This window comes from Erythrobacter sp. YT30, from assembly GCF_001542875.1.
GTDB lineage: Bacteria > Pseudomonadota > Alphaproteobacteria > Sphingomonadales > Sphingomonadaceae > Erythrobacter.
On the sequence record NZ_LMAF01000002.1, the window covers coordinates 1,134,066 to 1,157,739 of the forward strand.

A 23,674-nucleotide genomic window follows, 5' to 3' on the forward strand; every position below is an offset into this window, starting at 1 on the left:
ATTTCACCCAAAAGCGGGAGCATAGGTTACCACGCCGCTCGGCAGACACCCATCCAACAACAGGGCCTGAAAATATTCGGCTGGCGGGCCGGGATAGGCCAGTTGCGGCTCATGCTTAAACCCGAAACGGCTGTAATATTCGGGCGAACCCAGAAGGATAATGCCTTTCGCCCCGCGTGCGCGCATATCGGCGATGGCGCGATTTATCAGAGCGCTGCCAATGCCCTGCCCTTGCAGATCCGGCCACACTGAAACAGGGCCCAGCCCATACCAGTTGTCGCGATCATTTTCAGGCGGGCCGCCGCTGATGCGCACTGGCGAAATCGCGATATGGCCGACGATCCGTTCGGCATCTTCTGCGACCAAAGAAAGGGTGAGATCACCATCCTCTCTTAGTTGGTTCACCAGGTGCTGTTCGTCGCCATCGCTGAATAGCATATCGCGAAATGCGGCTTCGGTTAGGGCGAAGATCGTCTCTTCGTCTCCCGCTCGTTCCGGGCGCAATGTGATGGCGATTTCAGGGGCAGTCATGTGAGGAGATGTCCTGAGCGGTCACGCTTTGTCGCAAGGTAGCGAGCATTGTGGGGATTATCGGGTAGTTGATGCTGCACGCGTTCGGCAACTGTTATGCCATGGTCTTCCAGCGCTTTTACCTTCGCCGGGTTGTTGGTGAGCAGGCGGATCTTGGTCGCACCTATCAGTTCCAGCATTCTTGCGGCCACGGGAAAATCGCGTGCCTCGTCGGGAAGACCAAGCCGCTGATTTGCATCGACCGTGTCGAACCCCTGATCCTGAAGGCGATAGGCGCGCAGCTTGTTGATGAGGCCAATCCCGCGCCCTTCTTGCCGCATGTAAAGAAGGATGCCCCATCCGCCATCCTCGCGCGCATGCCGCGCCATTGCATCAAGGCTTGCATCCAGTTGCGGTCCGCAATCGCATTTGAGGCTGCCCAGAACATCGCCTGTCAGACATTCGGAATGAAGCCGAACCAGGGGCACCCGATCACCTGTCTGCTCGCCTATGACGAGCGCGACATGTTCGCGCGTATCGGCAGTGGAGCGGAAAGCGATGATTTCAGCATCCTCGGTCGCAGTGACCGGTAAACGCGCACGGGTGATGATGTCGAGCCTGCCCGCATCGGTATACGCGCGAAGATCGCTGGCGATAAGCGAATGCGGTTCACCCCCTTCGCGCGGATCAACCATAAAGGCGGGCAGGATGCCTGCAATCCGGGCATACTCCATCGCTGCCACCGCTTCGTCGGCCCAGCTGATAGGCTCAGCACGAAATGGCCCCTTCAATGGATTGTCGAGGTCAAGCGATGGATCAGCGATTGGGCGCGCTGAATGAAGCGCCATCGCCTCGCCCCCCCGGATCAGTATCGGGGTATGCGGCGCTTCGCCACTTGTCGCAGCATCGCGTTGGTTAGTGAGTTTCAGCGTCGCTGCACGCGCTGCCGATATGAGCAAGCGATCTGCCGTCGCCCCGCTCGCAATCGCTGTCTCGATCGGCAAGAGAACTGGCCCACCTGCAAAATCGAGCGCCCATCCATGGCGCAGCGCATCCACCGCCTGCGCCGCGCGCCGTTCAGGCGATGGCGTCTTCAGGTCATCGGGGGCGTGATTGTCACACATGCGCTTTAGATGTCGAACTCGGTTGTGATCGGAATGTGATCGGAGGGTTTCTCCCAGCTTCGGGCATCTTCCAATATGTGGTGGCCTTTTGCCTGTTTCGCCAGACTGCCCGTTGCCCACATATGATCAAGCCTGCGTCCTCGATCATTCTTGCGCCAATCGGGCGATCGATAAGACCACCAGCTGAAGTATCGTTCGGGATGCGGGATATGCTCGCGCCCGATATCGACCCAGTCATGCGCCTGTTTGAAGCGATCCAGCGCTTCAACCTCGATAGGCGTGTGGCTGACGACCTTAAGCAATTGCTTGTGGCTCCAAACATCGCTTTCCAGAGGAGCAATGTTGAAATCGCCGACGATCAGAGTGGGTCGATCCACTGCGTCGGCCCAGCTGGCCATGCGCTCCAGAAAATCGAGCTTCTGACCAAATTTCGCGTTTTGCTCGCGGTCGGGGACATCGCCTCCGGCAGGGACATAGACATTTTCGACGACCATATCCTTGCCGACGACTTCGACACCAACATGCCGCGCTTCGCCATTTGCCTGCCAGTCGTGACGGGAGACTTCCTTGATGGGCAGGCGGCTGATTGTCGCGACCCCGTGATACCCTTTTTGTCCGCAAACCGCCTGATGTTCATAGCCCGCTTCGGCCAGAGCCTTGGCCGGGAATTGCTCTTCAACGCATTTGATTTCCTGAAGGCACAGAATGTCGGGGCCGTGCTCTTTCAAAAACTTTTGCACGATGGGAAGGCGCAAGCGGACGGAATTGATATTCCAGGTGGTGACTGAGATCATGGCGCGTGGCTTAGGACGCGAGGGACGGTCAATCAAACCAAACCTTTCGCTTTCCCGTCACAATAGGGTCCGATAGGCAAGGACCAGACCCAAGAAAGGAGCCCTTTTTGATGAATCGCCTGATTTTGTCCTGTGTTGCTGCAAGCGCATTGGCCCTTGGCGCATGCTCAGCTGGCGGAAGTGAAACCGTCGCCAGCGTATCGACGGTGCAACCCGCAGCTCCGGCAAAGCAAAAGGCGAAGAACGTCATCCTCTTTATCGGGGATGGCATGGGCATTTCGACCATCACGGCCGCACGCATATATGCTGGACAAAAGCAGGGGCAGACCGGCGAAGAATACGTTTTGCCGTTTGAGACTTTTGACAACGTGGCGCTGGTCAAAACCTACAACACAAACGCGCAGGTGCCTGATAGTGCTGGCACAGCGACGGCGATGCATTCAGGCAAGAAGACGCGCATCGGAGTGCTTGGCGTGGGACCCGATGCCGTTCGCGGCAATTGCGACAGCGCACTTGCCAATCCGCTGCCATTGATGGGCGAAGAGGCGACAAAGCGCGGCCTCGCGCTCGGTATCGTCTCGACCGCGCGCATTACCCACGCGACCCCGGCGAGCGTTTATGCTCGCAGCGCTGATCGCAATTGGGAAGGCTATATTGAGCCCGAGGAAGAGCGCAATTGCACAGATATCGCCACCCAGTTGGTTCAATCGGATTTCGATGTGGCTCTGGGCGGGGGCACGGGCGGGTTTTTCGGTTCGGCTCAAGGCGGGCGCCGCTTGGAAGAAACGGCAGACCTGCCTGCTCAATGGGTGGCGCGCACTGGCGGCAGCTATGTGACCGATAAAGCGGCTCTTGATTCAGCACCGATGGACAAGCCTGTTCTCGGTCTCTTTTCATCAAGCCACATGACCTACATGGCCGAACGCGCCAATGGTGAAGGCCTCAATGAGCCGACGCTTACGGACATGACTCGCCAAGCGATTGCCCGCCTCAAATCAGATCCAGACGGGTATTACCTGATGGTCGAAAGTGGGCGGATTGATCACGGGCACCATGCGGGCAAAGCAGGATTTGCACTTGAAGAGACGCTCGAATTTGCGCGGGCGATTCAATACGCCATCGATAACACTGATCCTTCCGAAACGCTGATCATGGTGACGGCTGATCACAGCCACGTTTTCACGATTTCAGGGTACCCAAGGCGCGGCAACGATATCCTGGGCCTGGTGGTGCCACCTGAAGGCGATATCTCGAACACCGAAGAACCGGTGAAAGCGCAGGACGGAAAGCCTTACACAACACTTGGCTACTGGAATGGCCCCGGCGCTATCGAGCATGATCACGAAGAAGGCCGACCCGTTCCCGAAACAGGGGTTGACGCGCGTCAGCAAGCAGCGATTCCCTTGTACAGCGAAACTCATGCTGGCGAAGACGTCGCGCTTTATGCGCAAGGGCCGGGCGCCGAAAAGGCGCGAGGCGTGATTGAGCAGAATGTCATTTACGACATCATCGTGTCGGCATTCGGCTGGGAAGACTAGGTTTCAACTCAACCGTCCGGGGCGCGTGGCTCGCGGGCAGAACTGCTTCTTTCATATGAGCTTGGACTAGGCTCCTCTGAGAAGTGTGCCGATTGAGAACCGGAGCGCAGAGCACTTTAAGGTGCGTGAGCACCGGAAGCGCAGATCGGTGCGCTACGCAGGCCAGCATAGTTCGAGCGGGTGGCTTATGTGCAAAAAAAGCCTCTGTCTCGGGGGCGATGAGACAGAGGCTTCGTTGTTAGCGTTCGTCACGCTTGGTCAAGACGGCCTTTTCGAAGGAGAGGGCAACAGGGGGGAAACCCACCTTCGACCGCCTTGATTGCCATTAATAAGGATTTCTGGCTTTCACGTATATGAATATCGACTCGCCTTTGTCGTATCTTTACAACCGCTGGCCGATGAGGCGTTCATCGCGGTCGACGAGAGGAGCGACGCGGATCGTCGAACTTAAAAGTGCTTTCTGCAACCGCGAGGCCGTATCGATGATTCGAAAGGCTCACCCGCGTGCGATAATTCTGCGCGTCCAATGCAACCCATTGGGCAAGCTGTAAGCCGCCCGGCGCGCTTGGATTGCGTACGAAGATGAGGTTAATTACGCCAAATTCGGGGCGCTTTGGGTCGCGAACTTCGATGCTGATCACGCGGCTATCCGTCGTCGGGACAAGATTGCCGTATTTGCTCATGTCGCGATTGGGATCGAGCAGCGCGCCAAGCGGGGATCGCTTGATCGGCCAGCGTTCAACCTGGCGAACCTCGTAATCCACCATGTATAACGATTTGCCGTTCGACACGACGAGCAGATCGGCATCCTTGCCGTAATCAAAGCGGATTTTGCCCGGCCGTTTCAACGTCATCACACCGCGCGTGGTTTGGCCGCGCTGATCGGTTTGGACGAAGTCGGCTTTCATCGTCGATATCGCGCGCAGCGCCTTCACCGCGCTATCAAGATCGTTTGACGATTGCGCAGCTGCTGCCGGGATAAGGCCAACTGGCTGATTGTTCGCTGTCTGAAGCGGCTGGCCAATTGAAAGGCCAAGCGCAATCGCTCCGGTTGTCCCGGCTGCGATGGCTGTTTTGCGAAAGATATTCCTCATGCCCATAGATCCAGCGCTATTCGTCGCGCATTGAACTGAGGCTGAATTGAAGCGGGCGCAAGCGTTAAGTTGAGCCTGCCTCCCGAAAGATCACTTGATCTTGGCTTCTTTGAATTCGACGTGCTTCTTTGCGACCGGATCGTATTTGCGGAACGACATCTTTTCGGTGATGTTACGCGGATTCTTCTTGGTCACATAGTAAAAGCCCGTGTCTGCGGTCGAGACGAGCTTGATCTTGACGGTTGCGGGCTTCGCCATGGCGGTATCCTAATTCGGGTGGCGGCGCTCAAAATGTTCGAGCAGCCTGAAAAACAAAGGGCGACGCGTGCCCAAAATGGGAGCGCCGCCTCACAGACGCGCGCCATTGGGTGATTCTGGGGGAAAAGTCAAGCGATCAAAGGTGTAGCTTAGTAGACTCTCGAAGCGATGTGATTGATCATTCATTCAGCTGTTGGTTCTGACTCCGTGTGCCTTTGACGACGCGAGGCACGTTCGGTGTTTCGGGGCGGACGGCCCACCCGTTCGACGTCAAAGGAGAAATCCAATGTCGAAGTACGGAAAGCGCGGGAGAGATGCTGGCACTGGACAGTTCATCACCGTGCAAGAAGCAGAACGTCGCAAGAAAACTGCGATTGTTGAACGCTTCAAAAAGGACCGGAACGGACGGCCGCAAAACTGAGCCGTTCTAGTCTGATGGGTCGCCGAGGCTTTTATGGGCCTCGGCGGCTTGCAGGTCAAAACGGCCCGACTCGTTTCATGCACGTCTCGACTCGGGTAGGAAATGCTTTTCACCAATCCTTTGCGCTCGGCTTGGCGCGATTGGCTTTCACTTGCCCTCGCGCTTTCTTTGTTTTCAATCGCTGGGTTTTGCCGACGCGGTTGATCCGCGTCTTGGCGCGTTTCTTGGGACGCTGATGCGCGGCCTTGAGCATCTCTTCAAGCTTTGCACGCGCCGCCTGTCGATTGGCTTCTTGCGTGCGGTGCTGGCGAGCGGTGATCAGCAGATCACCGGCGGTTGTAAGCTTGGAGCCTGCAAGCTCGCGCAATCTTGCGAAGACCGGGGGCGGCAGGCGGAGCGCATAGATGTTGACGCGCAGCTGAACTTCGGTCGCGACCTTGTTGGCATTCTGCCCACCGGGGCCTGAGCCAGCGAGGAAGCTCTCCTCGGCGAGCGCGTGAACCCGGTTAAGAAGGCTCGGTTCCATCGCTTTGCTCAGGGACTGGCGGAGCGGTTAGCCCTGCGCGGATGAAGTCTTCGGGGAAGGGCGAATACGCAGTGATGGCCGGTTTGCCATCGCGCTCCACCCGGATAGTCTCTGCATGAAGCATCGTGCGCGGCGCGCCCTTGTTTTGTCCGCGCACCGGGCCGTAAACGGGATCACCCAGCAAAGGCGCGCCAAGGCCTTGTAGCGCATGAGCCCGCAATTGGTGCGTGCGTCCGGTTTCCGGGCGAAAGCGGATCAGCGAACGTTTTCGGTCCCCCTCGCCAATCGTCTCAAGCAGCTCCCAGTGCGAGATCGCTGGCTTGCCCTTCTTTGCAGCAATCATCCGCCAGCCTTTTTCCGCTGAGCTGATCTTCGAGAGGGCAAGTTCAATTGTGCCTGATGTCTCCCGCGGCTCGATGTCGAGAACAGCGAGGTAAGTCTTGCCGACCAACCTGTCTTCAAACGCCTTGTTGAAACGCTTGAGCGCCTTTGGATTGCGCGCAAGGAGCAGGCAGCCGCTTGTGTCGGTATCAAGCCTGTGCACTGGCGTAGGCCGCCGCTGAAAGCCTAGCTTCAGCTGCTCAAGATGATCCTCGAGGCATTCGCCCCCGCGTTTTGGGCGGTCTACCGGAAGACCGGCAGGCTTGTCGATCACAAGCGCTTCGCCGTCTTCGAAGAGGATGGGGATGTTCATATCAATCGTGCTTTCATGAGACCGCGAACGGCATTTCCAATCAAAAAGCCATTCTCAAGGTCTTCCAATGTCAGCTCCGCCTCTTTCGCCTTGCCTTGAGCAATCAGATGTTCGCGCAGTATGCCGGGCAGTAGGCCGAGTGATTGAGGCGGCGTCAGGAGCACACCATCACGCTCGACAAACACATTCGTGAAGCTTCCCTCGGTTACCAAGCCATCATCGCGAACCAGCACCGCTTCTTTCGCGCCCACATGCTGCGCTGCCTTCAAAGCACCTTCATAAAACCCTCGGTCCGAAGTCTTGTGCACCAATCGCCAATCGCTGGGTGAAACCGGATTGGGGAGCGCTGCAACAGGAAGTGGCTCTGCCGCAGGCTCGGGCAGAGGCCCGGTTTCAAGCGCAGTCGCGCCAGATCTCGCAGCAAGCAGGCGAAGTTTGACCGGGCTTTCGAGCTCAAAACACAGCGCCTGGATTTGATTGCGTGCGGCGTGACGATCAAATTCAAAGCCGAGCTCTGCGGCGCTTTTCTTCATACGTGCCAGGTGAAGTTCGAGACATGCGACGCCCGTTTCAGGATCAAACCGCATGGTTTCAATCAGATCGCAGCGGGTTGCTGGAAACTCTGGGCCGGGGCGCCGCGCAAAACCTGCTTTGATCTCGCATTCGCGGCGTTCCTCCATCGGATCGCTATCGGCAACGATGGCAGAGCCAAGCCCAAGAACGGCGGTGCCTTGGCCATTCTCAATCGGAGTGAGTCGCAAGGTTCGGATCGCGACATTGAATGCCGCTGACCCATCAGCGCCAATCCGCCCAATCGCGCCGCAATATGGCCCGCGCGCGTCGCGTTCGACTTCGTTGATGAGCTCCATCGCGCGGATTTTAGGTGCACCGGTGATTGAGCCGCATGGGAAAAGCGCCCGCACGAGGTCCATTGCGGTTTTCCCGTCGGCGAGATCGGCGCGCACAGTGGAGACCATCTGATGAACTGTCGGATAGCTCTCAATCGCAAAAGGTGCATCCACGCGCACGCTCCCCGGCACGGCCACGCGGGACAAATCGTTGCGCATAAGATCAACGATCATGAGATTTTCCGCGCGGTCTTTGGTGGAGCTCGCCAGTTCTTCAGCCATTGCGGCATCTTGTGCGCTATCAGCCATGCGCGGGCGAGTGCCCTTCATCGGCTTGACCTTCGCACTTGACCCATCAAGTGAAACGAACAGTTCTGGCGAAAAGCTCAAAAGCCAGTGCGATCCGTCAAAAATGATCCCGCCATACCCCGCGCTCGCAGCGCGGCGGAGATCTGCGTAAAGAGCAATGGCATCGCCGCTATACGATCCGCTAAGCGGGTAGGTTAAGTTCGCCTGATAGATATCGCCTGCATGGATGGCTTCGCGCAGAGCCTCGAACGCCTGGACATATCCGCCGGGTGACACCTGCGGTTCGAGCGGACCGAGCGTCGCATCGCCATCGCGCCGCGCATCGAGCCATTGGGGCACTTCCTTTGCCGCAATCCGCTGTGGTTCGTTTTCGAACAGTGCCAGCCAAACCAACGGCCCGGCTGCGCCAGAGCGCTTTTCAGCAAGCGGCATCAGATGCGGCTCCAATGCAAGGCCCGCTTCGTACGCGATATAGCCTGCAAGGTGGCCGCCCTTCGCACGCGCTTTCTCGGCTGCGGCCAGCGTGCTTTCAACATCGCCCGGATGCGCGGCCACAAAGACCTCTGTCGGCGCCTCGTACAAGAACGCATCGACGGCCCCTTCTGCGCGCGCATCGTCCAGCAGGACAAAAGGAGTTGATGGCGTTCCCGAACCCATGCGCCATGCCTTAGCGAATGCGGCGGCCAAGTCGAGAGCTTGACCGCAAGCGAGCAGCTATGCACAGCTTCACCCAAACACGGCGAGGGATTTTGACAAGCATGAGCGATATTTTTCTGGGACTTGGCGGCAATGGCGAAAATCAGAGCCTGGCGCTTTCCCGAGCGAACCGGCACGGCCTGATTGCGGGCGCAACCGGTACCGGTAAAACGGTGACCCTGCAGGGCCTAGCCGAGAGTTTTTCAGCTCAAGGCGTGCCCGTTTTCGTTGCTGATGTGAAAGGCGATTTGTCAGGGATAGCCATGCCCGGAAGCGCCAAGTTCAAACATGCCGACAAGCTTGAAGCGCGCGCCAAAGAGCTGGGCATGGAGGACTACGAATACTCTGATAATCCAGTGATTTTCTGGGACCTGTTCGGTAAGCAAGGCCACCCCATCCGCACTACCATTTCTGAAATGGGGCCGCTTCTTTTGGCGCGCTTGCTTGATCTGAATGACACGCAGGAAGGGGTCCTTCAGATCGTCTTCCGCCATGCTGATGAGAATGGCCTGCTGCTGCTCGATTTCGGCGATCTCACCAGCCTTCTCCAATGGGCCAATGAGAATGCGAAAGAGCTTTCGGGTGTCTATGGAAACGTATCGAAGCAATCGGTGGGCGCGATCCAGCGGCAGCTTTTGAGTTTTGAAAGCCAGGGCGCGGATTTCTTCTTTGGCGAGCCGGCTCTGGAAATTGATGACTTTTTACAGGTCGACGATCAGGGGCGCGGATACATCAATGTGCTCGCCGCAGATGAGCTCATGCGCAGCCCCAAACTATACGCAACATTCCTGCTGTGGCTGCTCGCCGAATTGTTTGAAAGCCTGCCCGAAGTCGGCGATCCGGAAAAGCCGACGCTCGTCTTCTTCTTCGATGAAGCGCATTTGCTTTTCGATGATGCACCCAAAGCCTTGCAGGAAAAGATTGAGCAGGTCGTGCGTTTGATCCGATCCAAGGGCGTGGGCGTCTATTTCGTCACCCAAAACCCGATTGATATTCCAGAAGAAGTCGCGGGCCAGTTGGGCAACCGGGTTCAGCACGCTCTGCGCGCATTCACCAAACGCGATCAGCGCGCGATCAAGGCGGCGGCGGAAACCTTCCGCATCAATGAAGATCTCGACACAGAAGAGGTCATCACCGAGTTGCGTGTAGGCGAGGCTCTGGTGTCGACATTGGATGATGAAGGCGCGCCCACAGTGGTGCAGCGCACGCTCATCAAACCACCGCGCTCGCGCCTTGGTCCGGTGACGGCCAAAGAACGCGCGATCATCCAGTCCATCAGCCCGTTCGAGGGCAAGTATGACGAGGCGGTTGATCGCGAAAGCGCAGAAGAAGTGCTGGCGGCAAAGGCCGCTGATGCGGCGGAAACCGCTCAAGAGGTCGAAGCCCAAGGCGAAGAAGAGGTGCGCAAGCGCCCCCGCAAAACGAAATCGATGTGGGAAAAGGCCATGTCGCGCGGTGCGAAAGTTGCCGCCGGTTCTGCTGCGGGCGCAGCTGCTGCCGCCGTCCTTGGCAAGAAAAGCCGCGCCAATCCCATGCGATCAGGCCTTACCTCCGCGGCCGGTTCAATCGCGACCGATTTGGCGGGACCGCTGGCCGGGCGCTTTGTTCGCAATCTGATCGGCGGATTGATGCGGTGAAGGACTTTAGTCTTGCGCCACGCGCTGGACGAAGTCCTCAAATTCAAGCCGGACGGGGATCTCGAATGGCAGAAGCGCCTCTCCGCCGCATTGGGTGAGCATTTCCTCGCAAGCTGCGCGGTCTTCACCGCCGAGCGAGGCAATGTAATCGAGCGCGCGCTGAAGCATCCAGAGGCTGAACGGCAGCGCCGCTCGCTCGCTCGTCACGCCTTCGATTGTGAAGGGTGCAAGGCCAAGCGCGCGCGGGAGTTCAGCGCCGGGATTGGCCTTGGCCCATTCGCCCAGCATTTCGGCGACGTGAGCAAGGTAAGGTAGCTGCTCCGTCATCATGCGGTGGAGCACTTTCAGCACGTCGTCCGGCACCCTATCCCCGCCAAGAAACTCATCGGAAAGCGGGTCTGGTTCAACCATCCTCTCAACCCATGCCGCGACATTGGGGGCGAGGCGTCGCATGATTTCACCGGACTTTGGATCACGATAATTGTGCGCGTAGAGCGGGCCGATCAGGCCATAATCGCCGATGCTGGGGCGAGTGCCCAACAAGAAGGCATGCTCAGCAAAATGCGCATCCAGATCAGCAAGCAGTGCTTCGTATGATTGCTCGATTACGGGTATAGTTTCCGCATTGATGCCGAGCATCGGGACAAACCCCTTGAATATCGCGCCGCGCGCTTTGCCAGCCGCGTATTGTTCTTCCGGTGACGCACCGGGAAGTGCGGTCTTGCCGAATTCGCCGTAGATCCACTCCTCATTGTAATGCCAGCGATAGTGCATCGCGGGGATCACCAACCACTCATCGCCATATGTCTCAAGCAGCATCGAGGCGAGGCGTTGTCGCGGCGTTTCAGGATACACTCCAGGAGTATCGCTATCGGCAGCTTCGAAATGATCGATGATGAGAGTGGTGTCCTGAAGCAGAGTGCCGTCTGGCAACTCAACCACAGGAATGACTTGGCGGCCAATCGCGGGGACGATCTCGCTTTGGAAACGAGCATCAGAAGGTAGCTTTTCGGTGTAATCAATACCTTTCCAGTCGAGGTAGGCTCTTGCCTTGCCTGAAAACAATGATGGCGGCGCGCCGTACAGTGTGATGGGCAATTCTTTCCCCCCCGCTCCGCGCGAAATGCTGCTTACATAGGTATGTGGAGTTCGGCGCGAAGACCGGCCCGGTTACCGTCGCCTTCCAAGTTATTAAGCACGAGCCTGCCGCCATGTTGTTCGGCAATGGCGCGTGCGAGCGTGAGGCCAAGGCCCGCACCTCCTGTTGACCTGTTGCGCGAGCCTTCGCCCCTCGCAAAAGGTTCCAGCATCTCTGCTATGCGATCTTCAGGAATGCCAGGCCCTTGGTCATCGACGCGCAAGACGGCGTATCCGCTTTGTTCGATCAGGCTGACCTCGGCCTTTTCACCATAGCGCACGGCATTGGCGATGAGATTGCGCAATGCCCGTTTGAGCCACGTGACCTGAACTTTCGCAACAAGCCTGGGCGGATCAGCGATCGTGACTGGGTCGCCCAGATCCTCAAACTCTTCGGTCACGCTGATCGCCAATGCGCCCAATTCTACTGCCTCGGGCGGGGCACCAGATCGGCCAATGCGCGCAAGCGAGAGGATATCATCGAGCGTCGCGGTGATATCCTCGATGGTTTCGGCCATCCGCTCGCGCTGCGTATCATCGGGCACGCTTTCGATCCGGACGCGAAGCGCTGCCAAAGGCGTTTTGAGATCGTGTCCGATTGCGCCCAGCATCACGTCCTTTTCATCAAGCAGCGCCGCAATCCGCGCTTCCATTGCATTGTGGGCGGCGATCAATCGGCGAGTGTCGGAAGGTCCGCTTTCTGCAAGTTCCACGGCGCGATCGGGCGTGCGCGAAAAGTCTTCGACACGAGTGGTCAACTGCGCGAGAGGCCGCGTAATTCGTCGCAAAACGAGATATAGGAGCAGCACGAGGACGCAGAATGTCACCAACGTCTGGAGCAGAATGATCCAGGGCGCCCCGTCAGGTCTTTCGGGTTCGGGAAGGCGCACGGTGAGCCACCCATCTTCATCATCAGGCTCAATGGACGCGACGATGATACGCCGGCTTTCCCAGCCCGGCTGCCGCAATCTCGGCCGGTTCTCCAAAACGTTCCTGATAAAAGGGTCATCTGCCGCCAACCGCCGCGTCACGGTGATGTTGCGAACGGTGATGCCCTCTCGCGCTAGCACGTCCTGCAAAGCGTCCTCGTGATCTGAGAGCCTCGTTTCGCGATCTGAGATGGGGGATGCGCTCGTGCGCTCCGTGCGGATTTGTCGCCGGTTGGGAAATGGACTGTCCGGCGGCCTAATACGTTCGCCGCGCGCCTGTCGTTCAGCCCTTCGCGCGTCGCGCAGCCTGCGCCTTTCCTCGTCCTGCAATCGCATCGCTTCCGTCCGGCTGAGATCACCGACCAAGCGAAAGGCGATTGAATTGACCACCGTAGCTTCGCGCCGCTGTTGGGATGCCTGATAAAGGAGTGTGGCGGAAATCACCTGTGCTGCGAGCAGGCCAATCGCGAGCACGGCCATCACCTGACCAAGTAGGCTGGAAGGCACGAAGCGTTTCAACAAGGCGAGACCTTAGACCTCGCCCGCAGCGCGTTTGACGCTCGCTGCAAAGCGATAGCCGCCGCCGCGCACTGTCTGGATGAATTGCGGATTTCGCGTGTCGGCTTCGATCTTGCGGCGCAGGCGGCTCACTTGATTATCGACCGCCCGATCAAACAGATGAGCGGTGCGACCCTGTACCATGTCGAGCAGGCGATCCCTGTCCATCACACTGCGCGGATTATCGAGAAACGCGCGGAGCAGGCGAAACTCTGCGGTTGAAATGGGGACGGTGACGCCTTCAGGATCGGTAAGCTTTCGCTTTAGCGGATCGAGCCGCCATTCCTCGAACAGGTAATGCCAGTCTTCTGCCTTGGCCTGGGGCGCGGAACTGCGCGAAACGCGGCGCAAGACGGTGCGAATGCGGGCGACAAGCTCGCGCGGTTCAAACGGTTTGGTGATGTAATCATCCGCACCCAATTCAAGACCGATAATGCGATCTGTCGCCTCTGTTCGAGCGGTCAGGAAGATGACTGGTAATTGCTGCGTTTCAACAAGGTGGCGGCAGAAGGAGAGCCCATCCTCACCTGGCATCATGATATCGAGCAATACGATATCGGGCGCATTTCCCGCCAAAAAAGCCCGTGCTGATGCCGCGCTTTCTTTTTGCGTGACGTCAAAGCCCTGACCAATCAGGTATTCGGCCAGCGGTTCACGCAATGTGGCTTCGTCATCGACGAGGAGGATGGATGTTGCGGCGGTATCGGTCATGATCGTTTGATAAGATCTCTGGGTTGATGAATGAAAGCAGTCGGCCCGGCATGCAACCTTTGAAGCTGGAGCGAGCCAGAAAGGAAGCAATACCGGGCCAACCTTGTGTGATCCGCGCCGGAGGGGCGATTGGCCCGGATCACCTTTTTGCCTGAACGCTTGATTTGCTTATTGCGTCTCGGCAGCCGCGCCGCGACGCCCACCACGTCGCTCACTGCGCATTTCGTCTCGTTCTGCTTTTCGTGCTTCGCGCGCGGCTTCGCGTTCTTCTGCAGTGATCGTGCCCGAATTGTCGGTGTCGACCCGTGCAAAGCGTGCTTCGATTGCAGCGTCGAATTCGGCCTTCGAAATGGTTTCATCGCCATTGGTGTCGGCCTGGCGAAGCATTCTCATGCCTCTTTCATTCCGGCCGCCCCGGCGCATGGCGCCTCGTCGATCAGCGCGGGCTTCTTTGGCGGCGAGCATTTCGGCTTCGCTAATGCCTCCGGAGCCGTCAGTGTCGATCCTGTCGAACATTGCGGCTTGGCGCTTTGCCAGGCGATCGGCGCGTTCGGCACTGCGCGCTTCGCGAGCGGCAGTCATTTCTTCACGGCTGATTTCGCCATTGCCATCAGTGTCGGCTGCAGCGAAGCGCTCTGCGCGATTTGCCTCACGATCAGCGGCGCTCAAAAAGCCGCTTTGATCGGCATCCATTTTTGCAAAGCGTTCATCGCCGTGCGATTTCGCTTCGGCTAGCGTGATAACGCCGTCGCCATTGCTGTCGGCTTTCGTCGCGCCGCGATCGCCAGCCTGATTGGCGGCGATTGCAAGGGTGGCGCCGCCCAGCAAAAGGCCGGCGGCGGAAAGGGAGAGTGTCAGTTTACGCATCGTGTGTCCTCTTCGGATTTTGTGTCTATCTCGAAAGAGTTGCGGCGACGCGATCTGGCAAATGCAAGCGGCGTTAAATTCGCCAAGGGTTGAGCAAACAGGCCCACTTGCATCGGGTCAGGGGGAGAGGAGCCAAAAGCACGCTCACCGCAACTCACGAAAACCCTTCTAAAGGCGGATTGTCGCAGGATTATCCCGGAGCGCTGACAAATTGTCGCAGATTGTATCGGGCTAAGCCTCGCGTTCAGGAAGGCGCAAGATTGGCCGGCCCTGTAGGTACATATGTCTTAGCGCGGACGCATTTGCGTGCCTTCGCCTGCCGTTATGAAAATCGCTGTCGCTTCGGTTTCAACATCGGCTGTGTGCCAGACACCTGGTGCATTGATGGCGTATTCACCCGCTTCAAGCGCCACGGTTTCGAGCGACCCATCAGGATATTCCTGGCTCAAAACCATAGCGCCCGAGGTGCAGATAACGACTTCGGAACCGTTGGGATGCATTTCCCATGAGTCCCAGCTTTGAGAGAAAGTGTGTTGTGATACCAATCGTCCCTCGGCCCCGTCATCGCCGTGGCGCGCGCCGTAACCTTCATACCACTCCAACCCATTGAAGGGAGGCTGCGGCACAGCTGTCGCACCAAGGCCAAGGTGCAGGAAGCTGTCTGAAAGTTTGCGCGCGCTCATATTCGGCTCCTTATTTCGCGGGCGGCACCATGCAAAAGGCGTTCAGTTTGTTGCCGTCGGGATCGCGGAAATAGGCCGCGTAAAAGCCATCATCGCCGCGTGGGCCGGGTTCACCTTCATCGCTGCCTCCCAAGGAAAGCGCGATGTCATAGACCTCTTTCACCTTTTCGGGGTTTTCTACCTTAAGCGCAGCCATAGTGCCATTCCCCACACTGGCAGCCTTGCCATCAAACGGCTTTGTCGCTGCAATGCCCGCCACGCCATCATCGAAGCTGCCCCAGGCGATAAATTCGCCTTCTTCCATCATCCGACCAAATCCCATAGCCGCTGCAATCGCGTCATAAAACTTTGCAGCGCGGTCCAGATCGTTGGTGCCAAGAGTTACGTAGCCGAGCATTGATGGTTCTCCCTTTCGTCAGTCTGTGCGACTCGATAGATGAGAACATTACAAGAACATCGGATATGGTGCAATTGGGTTTGTGGGCGCGAGTTATGTCCCTGGAATCAAAGCGGCTGTGTCTCGCGCTCCACCCAAGCGCGATCCTCACCTTCCAGTTGCGGGACCAGCAGTTCGCGCACTTGCTCGTGGTATTCATCCACCCAAGCGATCTCGCTTTGTGTCAGGAGGCTCTTGTCTATCAGCCGGCGATCAAGTGGTACGAAAGTGAGCGTTTCAAAAGCCAAGTATCGGCCTTCGGCACCTGCAACATCACGCTCGATAGTCAGGACGAGGTTTTCGATCCTGATGCCGAACGCGTCCTGCTTGTAATAGCCCGGCTCGTTTGAAAGGATCATGCCTGCGTGAAGTTCCTGCGCCGTTCCGGCCTGCCCGCCTCCGGGCTTTGCAATCCGCTGCGGCCCTTCGTGAACGCCAAGGAAGCTGCCAACCCCGTGCCCAGTTCCATGCGCGTAATCGACGCCCGCTTCCCATAGATATTGGCGGGCGAGAATGTCGAGCTGGCCGCCGCAAGTCCCTTGCGGGAAGACAGCGCGTGCGATCTGGATATGCCCTTTAAGGACGCGCGTGTTGCGATCCTTCATCTCTGCTGTCGGTGCAGAGCCTTCGGGCGTGTCGATCCACACGGTGCGGGTGATGTCGGTGGTGCCAGCTGGATACTGACCGCCCGAGTCAACGAGATAGATTGATCCGGGTGGGATTGGGATATTGCTGTCTTCATCCACTTTGTAATGGGGAAGAGCGGCATGGCCTGCAGCAGCCGATATTGTGTCAAAACTGGTATCGCGCAGATCGCCGTGCTCACGGCGGAAGCATTCCAATTTGGCCGCTGCAGTCAGTTCGTCGATATCGCCTGAAGGGGCGTTCACCTCAAGCCAACGCAGGAACCGCGCAACCGCTGCGCCATCGCGTGCTTGTGCATCGCGGTGCCCCTGGATTTCGGCAGGGTTCTTGATCGCTTTGGCAAGGATGGTTGGGTCTTGTTTGAGGGCCACTTTTGCGCCGCCCGCCTCCAGCGTCTGCGCAATGGCGGCAACACCGTAATCAGGATCGACGCTGACGGATTTGCCCGCAAGGTTGCCCAATGCGCCTTTAAAAGCATCACGCGGATGCACTTCGACGGCATTGCCCAAATGCTGGGTCAATTCTGGTGTGACTTTATCGGGCGCAATGAACAGTTCTGCGCGTCCATCAGCATGTGCGATGACATAGGACAATGCGACAGGTGTGTGCGCAACGTCTTGCCCACGAATATTAAGCAGCCATGCAATCGAATCGAGCGCAGGAATGACGACTGCATCGTGGCCTTCTTTCGTGAGCCAATCGGCGATTACTGCGCGCTTTTCAGCAGAGGACTGCCCGGCAAGGCTCTCCTCATGCACCAGCGCAGTGGCATCGGAAGGCGGTGGCTGATCAGACCACACCGCATCAAGAGGATTGCTTGTCGCTGGCACCAACTTGATCTCATGCGCAGACAATGCGCGGGTCAGCGATCTGGCCCAATTCGCCGTATGCAGCCAGGGATCATAGGCAATCGTATCGCCCTTGCTCGCCGTTTCCTTGAGCCAGCCTGCGAGGCTATCTGCCGGAACCGAGCGGTATTCAAACAGATTGCCATCCACCTGATCGCGAACCTGCACGGTGTAACGTCCATCAACGAAGATAGCGGCATGGGTGAGAGTAACCGCTGCAAACCCTGCCGACCCGCCGAAACCCGTCAGCCAATGCAGACGCTGCGCGTAATCGCCGACATATTCGCTCATATGCTCGTCGGAAATGGGGATGATGAAGCCAGTCAGACCCCGGCGTTTCAATTCCTCGCGCAGGGCTTTCAACCGGGCTTCATGGGTTTGCATCAACATATCATCGATCCTTGGCTTGCGAGCGCGCGATTTCGCGCGCATCAACAGTGCGTTGAACCATACACATAGACTTTACGAGAGACGCTTTCCAGCGTTGTGCGTTTGTGACTAAGGACGGCCATCCATATGAAACCTGCTCTTCCCTCCCTATTTGCTGTTGCCACAATGCTGGCATCTGTGCCTTTCAACGCAGCAGCCGGACAGAACACCCAAGAGGACACATCAAGCGTGATCACGCCTTCTGACGCAATTCCCACATCACCGCCCATCGCCGAAAAGCGCGAGCATACCTACACCCATCACGGCATTACGATCAGCGATCCGTACGACTGGCTCTATGACAAAAGCTATCCCACGATCGATGACGAAGACGTGCTCGATTATGTGAAAGCCGAAAACGCCTGGTTCGAAGCGCAAATGGGTGAGCGCGAGGCAGTGACAGAGGCGCTGTTTCAGGAAATGCGTGCGCGGATCAAGGAAGACGACAGCACCGTTCCGCAGCGCAAGGGCGACTATCTCTATTGGTCTGAATTTGACGAGGGCGAGCAATACAGGAAGCATTACCGCAAGCCTGTGAGCGTCCCGGCAGATGCTGAAGGTACTTTGATCCTCGATGAGAATGAGCTGGCGGGAGATCTTGAGTATTTCCGGCTGGGCGCGCTTTCGATCAGCAAGAACGGTCGGTTCATGGCCTATTCGACCGACACCAATGGATCAGAGCGTTACACCGCTGTCATCAAGGATTTGGAAACCGGCGAAATGCTTGCCGATGAAATTCCGAACCTTCGCGGCGGTCTTACATGGGTGATGGACGACACCGCTCTCGTCTATGGGCCTTCGACCGAGAATTGGCGCACGCTTGAGGCGAAATTGCATGTCCTTGGCACACCGATTGAAGATGATGTGACGCTGTACGAAGAAACGGATCAGAGCTTCAGTGTGGGCGCTGGCCTGTCTGCTGAAGATGATTGGCTGATCATTGCGACGGGCGATAATGAAACCAGCGAAGTGCGTCTTGTCCCCGCGGACAATCCCACAGGTGATCTGATCCTCGTCAAAGCTCGCGAGAAAGGCGTCGAATACAGCCTTGATGTTCGCAAGGATCCTACAGGCAGCGATGAGCTGTGGATCTGGACCAATGATGATCACATTAATTTCCGCCTTGCCAAGGCATCAATCAAGACGCCGGGTGACTGGACCACCGTCATTGAAGGATCGAACGAATTCTATCTGACCGGATTTGATCTGTTCAAGGATTTCTTCGTCACCGAAGGACGTCTAAACGGCCTCGATCAGGTGCAAATCCGCAGCTATGATGCACCAAGCGAAGCTGCCCCAATTGCCTTTCCTGAGGCGAGCTACAACGCTGGTCTTTCGAACAATCCCGAATACGATCAGTCCAAATTGCGGCTGGCCTACGAAAGCATGGTCACGCCGGATTCGGTCTACGATTATGATGTGAAGTCTGGAGCGCTTGAACTTCTCAAGCAGCAGGAAATTCCGTCAGGCTATGACAAGTCGCTCTATGTGACTGAGCGGCTTGAATTCGAAGCACGCGATGGAACGATGGTTCCTGTCAGCATCGTGATGCGCAAGGATCGCGAGGAACTGCTCGAGAAGCACAACATCGAAGGCGCAGGCCCGCTCCATCTTTATGCCTATGGCGCTTATGGTTATGCAATCCCGCCCGGCTTTTCGACCACACGCCTCAGCCTTGTCGATCGCGGATTTGCCTATGCGATCGCGCATATCAGAGGCGGCGATGATCTGGGGCGGCGTTGGTATTTGCAAGGAAAGCTGAATGAGCGGGCCAACACCTTCAATGATTTTGTCGATGTCGGGCGCGGGCTGATTGCCAAAGGCTACACCGCAGAAGGCATGGTTTCTGCAAGCGGCGGTTCGGCGGGTGGTGAGCTAATGGGCGCCATCGTAAATCAGGATCCCAAGCAATACGGCGCTGTCGTCGCGCATGTGCCGTTTGTCGATGTGCTCAACACCATGCTCAACGCGGAATTGCCGCTGACGCCGGGCGAGTGGCAGGAATGGGGCAATCCCATCGAGAGCAAGCAGGCATTCGCTTACATCCTTTCTTACAGCCCATACGATCAAGTGAGCGCGCAGGAATATCCGCCGATGCTGGTAACCGCAGGGCTTAACGATCCGCGCGTTACCTATTGGGAGCCTGCCAAATGGGTCGCCAAATTGCGCGACACAAAAACCGATGACAATATCCTGCTGATGAAGACCAATATGGGCGCAGGCCATGGTGGCAAATCGGGCCGGTGGAATTCGCTTTACGAAGTGGCCGAAGAGTTCAACTTCATCCTGTGGCAAATGGGCATGGGCAAGGCCGTCGATACGAGTGGGATTGAGACTGGCGGCGAGGAGTGAGCGAGCCCAGCCGCTTTACCCGCACATTCGTGGCCGAGCCCATCCACATTGATGAGCTTGGCCACGTCAACAACACAGTGTGGGTCCAGTGGATTCAGGATATCGCTACCTCGCATTGGGACGCGGCCGCCTTGCCAGAGCATCACGCCCAATTCTTCTGGGTCGTGATCCGGCACGAGATTGACTATCGCGGCAATATCGCTGCGGGCGAAAGCGCGATTGGCGAAACGTGGATCGATGATGATGGCAAAGGCGCAAAATCAGTGCGCTGCGTAGAATTCACCGATGAAAATGGCAAAATGCTGGTGTCGGCACGCACTACCTGGGCGATGCTCGACCGCGAAAGCCAACGCCTGGCGCGCGTTCGGCCAGATGTGCTGGCGCCGTTTAGGAGCTGACTTATGCAGCGCGGCGTACGGGCCTGCTTTTCGGAGGAGCGCTGTCAAACACGGTGAGTTTTTCATAGCACATGCGGTTTCGTCCGCTTTCCTTTGCCTGATACATCATGGCATCGGCGCGCGTATACAGGTCGGCGAAGCCTTTCACATTGCCGCCCATTTTAGGTACGACAATCACCCCCATGCTGGCAGTGACTGGCCGATTGAGGCCGGGTAGCTCTCCGCTGATCCGGCGCGGGATGGTTTGCCTGATCGCCTCGGCGCGCTGCAAGGCAGTACGCCCGCGCAGCAGCACCACAAATTCCTCACCGCCCATCCGAACGCCGATCATAGTTCGCTCTTCATCCCCGGCGAGCACTTCCCCAACAGTTTCGAGCACTTCGTCGCCGACTCTATGGCCGAACCGGTCATTGATGTCCTTGAACCGATCGAGGTCCACCAGCGCAAAGGTGTGGAAGCCTGCTGCGTGCAACCGTTCAAATCGGGAAGCCACGGCCCTGCGATTAAGCAAGCCAGTTAGCGGATCACGCTCTGAAAGTTGTTCGAGCAATTCCGCTTCTGCCACGGCCTCATCGCGTTCGCGTTTTATGGCTAGGAACCGATCCGCAACGGCAAGCGACATCAAAATCACCTCGATCCCGGTCGCCAGATAGAGCGCCTGATCCATCGTGGAGGGTGCTGCATAAAGGCCGAGCCCGCGCATCAATCGCTCAATCGCGGCAAGCATTATCGGCGCCCAGGCGGCCGCTATAAAGCGCGCTGAACGACTGCCTTTGCGCACAGCCGCTATGATGGCGAGAGTGTAGACGATGATGGAGGGGAGGAAGGCGTAAAAATACAGCTGATCGTCATAGGGGTGCATCCAGGCCAGCTGAAAGGAGCAGATGCCGGGGACGAGCATGGTGAACGCGGCTGTGCCAATCACCGCATGCTTCATGGCGCGTGACTGGATGCCGGGTTCCAGAAAGTCGGCAAGGAAGAACGCAGCCAGCGCTGAACCGATCGCCCATGAAAGCGGAGCGCCGATGGCGATGACTTCCATTGGCAGCTTCACGAACACCGAAATCAAACCGCCAGCGAGCAGCACATACACCATCATCGTCACGACCAGAGCAGCGTGGAGGAGCACAAACCGCTCACGCAGCACGATGAAGAAGCTCACATCGAACATGAAGGGCAGGATCAGCATGCCGATGACGATGGCCAAAAGCATCACATCCATTTGCGTCCAATCAGCGTGTTTCGCGGAAACGGTGAGCCGCGCTTCGCTTAGCATAGGGACCGAATGCGGCCGCTCGATGCGAACCAGCACTGATTCTGTTTTGTCGGTGATCTCAGGCAACTTTAGCTGGAACACCGGACCGCTAGCGAATGGTTCACCATCCCCTTCGGTGTATCGTGCGGTACGGATCTCGCCGCCTGCATCAACTGCAGCAATAGCGATGCTCCCGAAACGCGATATCCGTGAGTAGAAGTAACGTGGCGGCTTTGCGCTTTCCCAGCTTGTCGCGTCATACTTGAGCACAACGGCAGCCACATCGGAGCGCCACCTTCTCGAACCGCATTGCCATTTGGCAGCGCCTGATCCTTCCATTGCCATTGCTTCGATAGAAACATCTTTGCCAGTAAAAGCGACGCAGTTTGGTGCATGGCGCGGCATGCTGGCGTCTGCTGCATGCGCGACCCCACTTTCAGCAGAGACTGGCAAGAATGCCAAAACTCCAAGTAAAAGACCAAATACGACCCTGACCATCAGCTGGGAATTATTGATGAGAACTTAGAGACGTATTAAGAAGTTTTGCTTGGAGGTGGGCCAATTTCACCGATTACTGTGTTTTCATTGGCCCGCCTATAAACGCAAGGCACGGTACTAGCCCTTGCTCCGCCCACCTCCGCAACTCCAGGATATCTCCCACGTTTGACGAAGGGCGAAATCGCCGTCATCCCTGTGTCACAGATCTCATCTATGTGACTGGCAAACATCGGCGTGATGATCAGCAAAGACTTTGCGACACGCCCTTCGGAGAATACCCCTGATGCTGTCGAAGCAATCATTTGCAGCAGGCCTAACAGGTCTTGCCGCGCTTTTTATTTCCGGTTGCGATGCCGCGGGCGGCGCGCGCGATTCCATCCGCGCAGTCGGCTCGTCCACAGTCTATCCTTTTGCCAAGCAAGTGGCAGAGATTTACGCGCGTTCGCACACCGATTACAAATCACCGCTTATCGAACAGACCGGTACAGGCAATGGGATACAGCTGTTCTGTTCAGGCGTCGGAGCCGACAAGCCCGACATGGCCAATGCCTCTCGCCGGATGAAGCTGAGCGAGTTTGACAATTGTCAGGCGAACAATGTGAAGGACATTATTGAGTTCCAAGTCGGCTTGGACGGTATCGCCTTTGCGTCGTCCAAAAACGGCATCATGCTCAACCTGTCGCCGCGCATTGTTTACGAAGCGCTCGCCGCGCGGCCCTATGGCGAAGAACAAACAAACGAATTGTGGTCCGATGTTGATTCGTCGCTGCCGGCGAAACCGATCCTTGTCTATGGCCCTCCCAGCACTTCTGGTACGCGCGATGCATTGAAAGAGCTGGTGCTTGAAGCAGGCTGTGACACCGATCCCCGGATGAAAGCGTTAAAGGATGAGGATAAGGATCTTCACCAGCAGCTGTGCACCGAAGTGCGCGCAGACGGCGCGTATAGTGATCAAGGCGAACAGGACAATCTGATCGTCCAGAAGATCGAAGCAAACCCTGATTCGATCGGGATATTCGGCTTTTCCTATCTCGACGAGAATGCCGACAAGGTAAAAGGGCTGCCGATGAACGGGGTCGATCCTACCTATGACAACATCGCCAACTTTGATTATCCCGGGGCCCGCCCGCTCTATATCTATGTCAAGAAAGCCCACATGCGGGCTATTCCAGGGCTGGACGTCTATCTTGAGGAATGGGTTCGCAACTGGAACAAGGATGGCCCGCTTGCGTCGATCGGCTTAGTCGCGTTGTCGCCCGATCTGATGGAGGTCAACTCGCGCAAAGTGTCTCAACGCATTGCGATGACGCGCGGCGATTTGACGGGCGAAACCGAAGTAGCCGCTGCGACTGATCTGCCTGAAGCGAGATAGACTGGCTGATCATCGCGGAGCTGTTCGCGCTTTGCGATAGTTTCGCATGTAGGACATTATCAGGCGTGCCTGTCGTTCATTCTGATCGCTGCCGCCGGTGTTTGATC

22 protein-coding genes are annotated in these 23,674 nt (G+C 57.4%); 6 read left to right on the forward strand and 16 right to left on the reverse strand.

Annotation, left to right across the window (positions count from 1 at the left end; genetic code table 11):
* Positions 1-3: 3 nt before the first annotated feature.
* Genes AUC45_RS10090 through xth form a run of 3 tightly spaced genes read right to left on the reverse strand, consistent with a single transcriptional unit; the run spans position 4 to position 2,428 of the window.
* Positions 4-531, reverse strand: coding sequence for a GNAT family N-acetyltransferase (locus AUC45_RS10090; RefSeq protein ID WP_082701079.1), 528 nt, complete (start codon positions 529-531; stop codon positions 4-6).
* Positions 528-1,634 carry a GTP cyclohydrolase II gene (ribA, locus tag AUC45_RS10095; RefSeq protein ID WP_082701080.1) on the reverse strand — a complete coding sequence of 369 codons (1,107 nt, stop codon included), beginning with the start codon at positions 1,632-1,634 and terminating at the stop codon, positions 528-530. The genes AUC45_RS10090 and ribA overlap by 4 nt, the downstream gene beginning before the upstream one ends.
* 5 nt (positions 1,635-1,639) lie before the next feature.
* Positions 1,640-2,428 (reverse strand): exodeoxyribonuclease III, encoded by a 789-nt coding sequence (gene xth / locus AUC45_RS10100; RefSeq protein ID WP_067601851.1) that lies wholly within the window; start codon positions 2,426-2,428, stop codon positions 1,640-1,642.
* A gap of 110 nt (positions 2,429-2,538) precedes the next feature.
* Between xth and AUC45_RS10105 the strand changes: the two genes are divergently transcribed.
* Positions 2,539-3,966, forward strand: coding sequence for an alkaline phosphatase (locus AUC45_RS10105; protein WP_067601854.1), 1,428 nt, complete (start codon positions 2,539-2,541; stop codon positions 3,964-3,966).
* Between the two features lie 407 nt (positions 3,967-4,373).
* On the opposite strand, the gene AUC45_RS10110 is transcribed toward AUC45_RS10105, so the two are convergent.
* Positions 4,374-5,066 (reverse strand): outer membrane lipoprotein carrier protein LolA, encoded by a 693-nt coding sequence (locus tag AUC45_RS10110; protein WP_067601856.1) that lies wholly within the window; start codon positions 5,064-5,066, stop codon positions 4,374-4,376.
* Positions 5,067-5,150: 84 nt separating this feature from the next.
* Positions 5,151-5,318 carry a 50S ribosomal protein L33 gene (gene rpmG, locus AUC45_RS10115; protein WP_061926670.1) on the reverse strand — a complete coding sequence of 56 codons (168 nt, stop codon included), beginning with the start codon at positions 5,316-5,318 and terminating at the stop codon, positions 5,151-5,153.
* A 286-nt stretch (positions 5,319-5,604) separates the two neighbouring features.
* Between rpmG and AUC45_RS16105 the strand changes: the two genes are divergently transcribed.
* The gene (locus AUC45_RS16105; protein WP_255356306.1) at positions 5,605-5,739 is read left to right on the forward strand and encodes a hypothetical protein; all 135 of its coding nucleotides are present in this window, start codon (positions 5,605-5,607) and stop codon (positions 5,737-5,739) included.
* Between the two features lie 109 nt (positions 5,740-5,848).
* On the opposite strand, the gene arfB is transcribed toward AUC45_RS16105, so the two are convergent.
* From arfB to pabB, 3 genes are read right to left on the reverse strand one after another with little or no spacing between them, the layout of a single operon-like run.
* Entirely contained in the window at positions 5,849-6,265 is a 417-nt protein-coding gene (gene arfB / locus AUC45_RS10120) for an alternative ribosome rescue aminoacyl-tRNA hydrolase ArfB (RefSeq protein WP_067601859.1), read from the reverse strand.
* Positions 6,246-6,959 (reverse strand): RluA family pseudouridine synthase, encoded by a 714-nt coding sequence (locus AUC45_RS10125; RefSeq protein ID WP_067601861.1) that lies wholly within the window; start codon positions 6,957-6,959, stop codon positions 6,246-6,248. The genes arfB and AUC45_RS10125 overlap by 20 nt, the downstream gene beginning before the upstream one ends.
* On the reverse strand, positions 6,956-8,773 hold the full coding sequence (gene pabB / locus AUC45_RS10130) for an aminodeoxychorismate synthase component I (protein ID WP_067603789.1): 1,818 nt from the start codon (positions 8,771-8,773) through the stop codon (positions 6,956-6,958). The genes AUC45_RS10125 and pabB overlap by 4 nt, the downstream gene beginning before the upstream one ends.
* 101 nt (positions 8,774-8,874) lie before the next feature.
* Here pabB and AUC45_RS10135 point away from each other — a divergent pair, with 101 nt between their 5' ends.
* Positions 8,875-10,449: a helicase HerA-like domain-containing protein gene (locus AUC45_RS10135; RefSeq protein WP_067601864.1), complete on the forward strand. Its 1,575-nt coding sequence runs from the start codon at positions 8,875-8,877 to the stop codon at positions 10,447-10,449.
* Between the two features lie 6 nt (positions 10,450-10,455).
* Here the strand turns inward: AUC45_RS10135 and AUC45_RS10140 are convergent, their stop codons facing one another.
* The 7 genes from AUC45_RS10140 to AUC45_RS10170 all read right to left on the reverse strand — a co-directional run bounded on the left by AUC45_RS10140 (position 10,456) and on the right by AUC45_RS10170 (position 17,653).
* The gene (locus AUC45_RS10140) at positions 10,456-11,547 is read right to left on the reverse strand and encodes a glutathione S-transferase family protein (protein ID WP_067601866.1); all 1,092 of its coding nucleotides are present in this window, start codon (positions 11,545-11,547) and stop codon (positions 10,456-10,458) included.
* Positions 11,548-11,579: 32 nt separating this feature from the next.
* Complete coding sequence (locus AUC45_RS10145; RefSeq protein WP_233998672.1) at positions 11,580-13,037, reverse strand: ATP-binding protein; 1,458 nt, start codon at positions 13,035-13,037, stop codon at positions 11,580-11,582.
* 9 nt (positions 13,038-13,046) lie between these two features.
* The gene (locus tag AUC45_RS10150; protein WP_067601872.1) at positions 13,047-13,784 is read right to left on the reverse strand and encodes a response regulator; all 738 of its coding nucleotides are present in this window, start codon (positions 13,782-13,784) and stop codon (positions 13,047-13,049) included.
* A gap of 168 nt (positions 13,785-13,952) precedes the next feature.
* Positions 13,953-14,651: an EF-hand domain-containing protein gene (locus AUC45_RS10155; protein ID WP_067601875.1), complete on the reverse strand. Its 699-nt coding sequence runs from the start codon at positions 14,649-14,651 to the stop codon at positions 13,953-13,955.
* 287 nt (positions 14,652-14,938) lie between these two features.
* Positions 14,939-15,334, reverse strand: a complete 396-nt coding sequence (locus tag AUC45_RS10160) for a cupin (protein ID WP_067601878.1) — start codon at positions 15,332-15,334, stop codon at positions 14,939-14,941.
* Between the two features lie 10 nt (positions 15,335-15,344).
* On the reverse strand, positions 15,345-15,731 hold the full coding sequence (locus tag AUC45_RS10165; RefSeq protein WP_067601881.1) for a VOC family protein: 387 nt from the start codon (positions 15,729-15,731) through the stop codon (positions 15,345-15,347).
* 107 nt (positions 15,732-15,838) lie between these two features.
* A complete protein-coding gene (locus tag AUC45_RS10170; RefSeq protein WP_067603791.1) occupies positions 15,839-17,653 on the reverse strand; it encodes an aminopeptidase P family protein in 1,815 nt (604 codons plus the stop codon).
* Positions 17,654-17,779: 126 nt separating this feature from the next.
* Between AUC45_RS10170 and AUC45_RS10175 the strand changes: the two genes are divergently transcribed.
* Together AUC45_RS10175 and AUC45_RS10180 are read left to right on the forward strand one after the other, a co-directional pair.
* Positions 17,780-20,044, forward strand: coding sequence for a S9 family peptidase (locus AUC45_RS10175; RefSeq protein WP_067601884.1), 2,265 nt, complete (start codon positions 17,780-17,782; stop codon positions 20,042-20,044).
* Positions 20,041-20,442, forward strand: a complete 402-nt coding sequence (locus AUC45_RS10180) for a thioesterase family protein (protein WP_067601887.1) — start codon at positions 20,041-20,043, stop codon at positions 20,440-20,442. Before AUC45_RS10175 ends, AUC45_RS10180 begins: the two co-directional genes overlap by 4 nt.
* Position 20,443: 1 nt before the next feature.
* Here the strand turns inward: AUC45_RS10180 and AUC45_RS10185 are convergent, their stop codons facing one another.
* Positions 20,444-22,102 (reverse strand): diguanylate cyclase, encoded by a 1,659-nt coding sequence (locus AUC45_RS10185; RefSeq protein WP_197409545.1) that lies wholly within the window; start codon positions 22,100-22,102, stop codon positions 20,444-20,446.
* Between the two features lie 376 nt (positions 22,103-22,478).
* On the opposite strand from AUC45_RS10185, the gene AUC45_RS10190 reads away from it, so the two are divergent.
* Entirely contained in the window at positions 22,479-23,567 is a 1,089-nt protein-coding gene (locus tag AUC45_RS10190) for a substrate-binding domain-containing protein (RefSeq protein WP_067601894.1), read from the forward strand.
* The last annotated feature ends 107 nt before the right edge of the window (positions 23,568-23,674 follow it).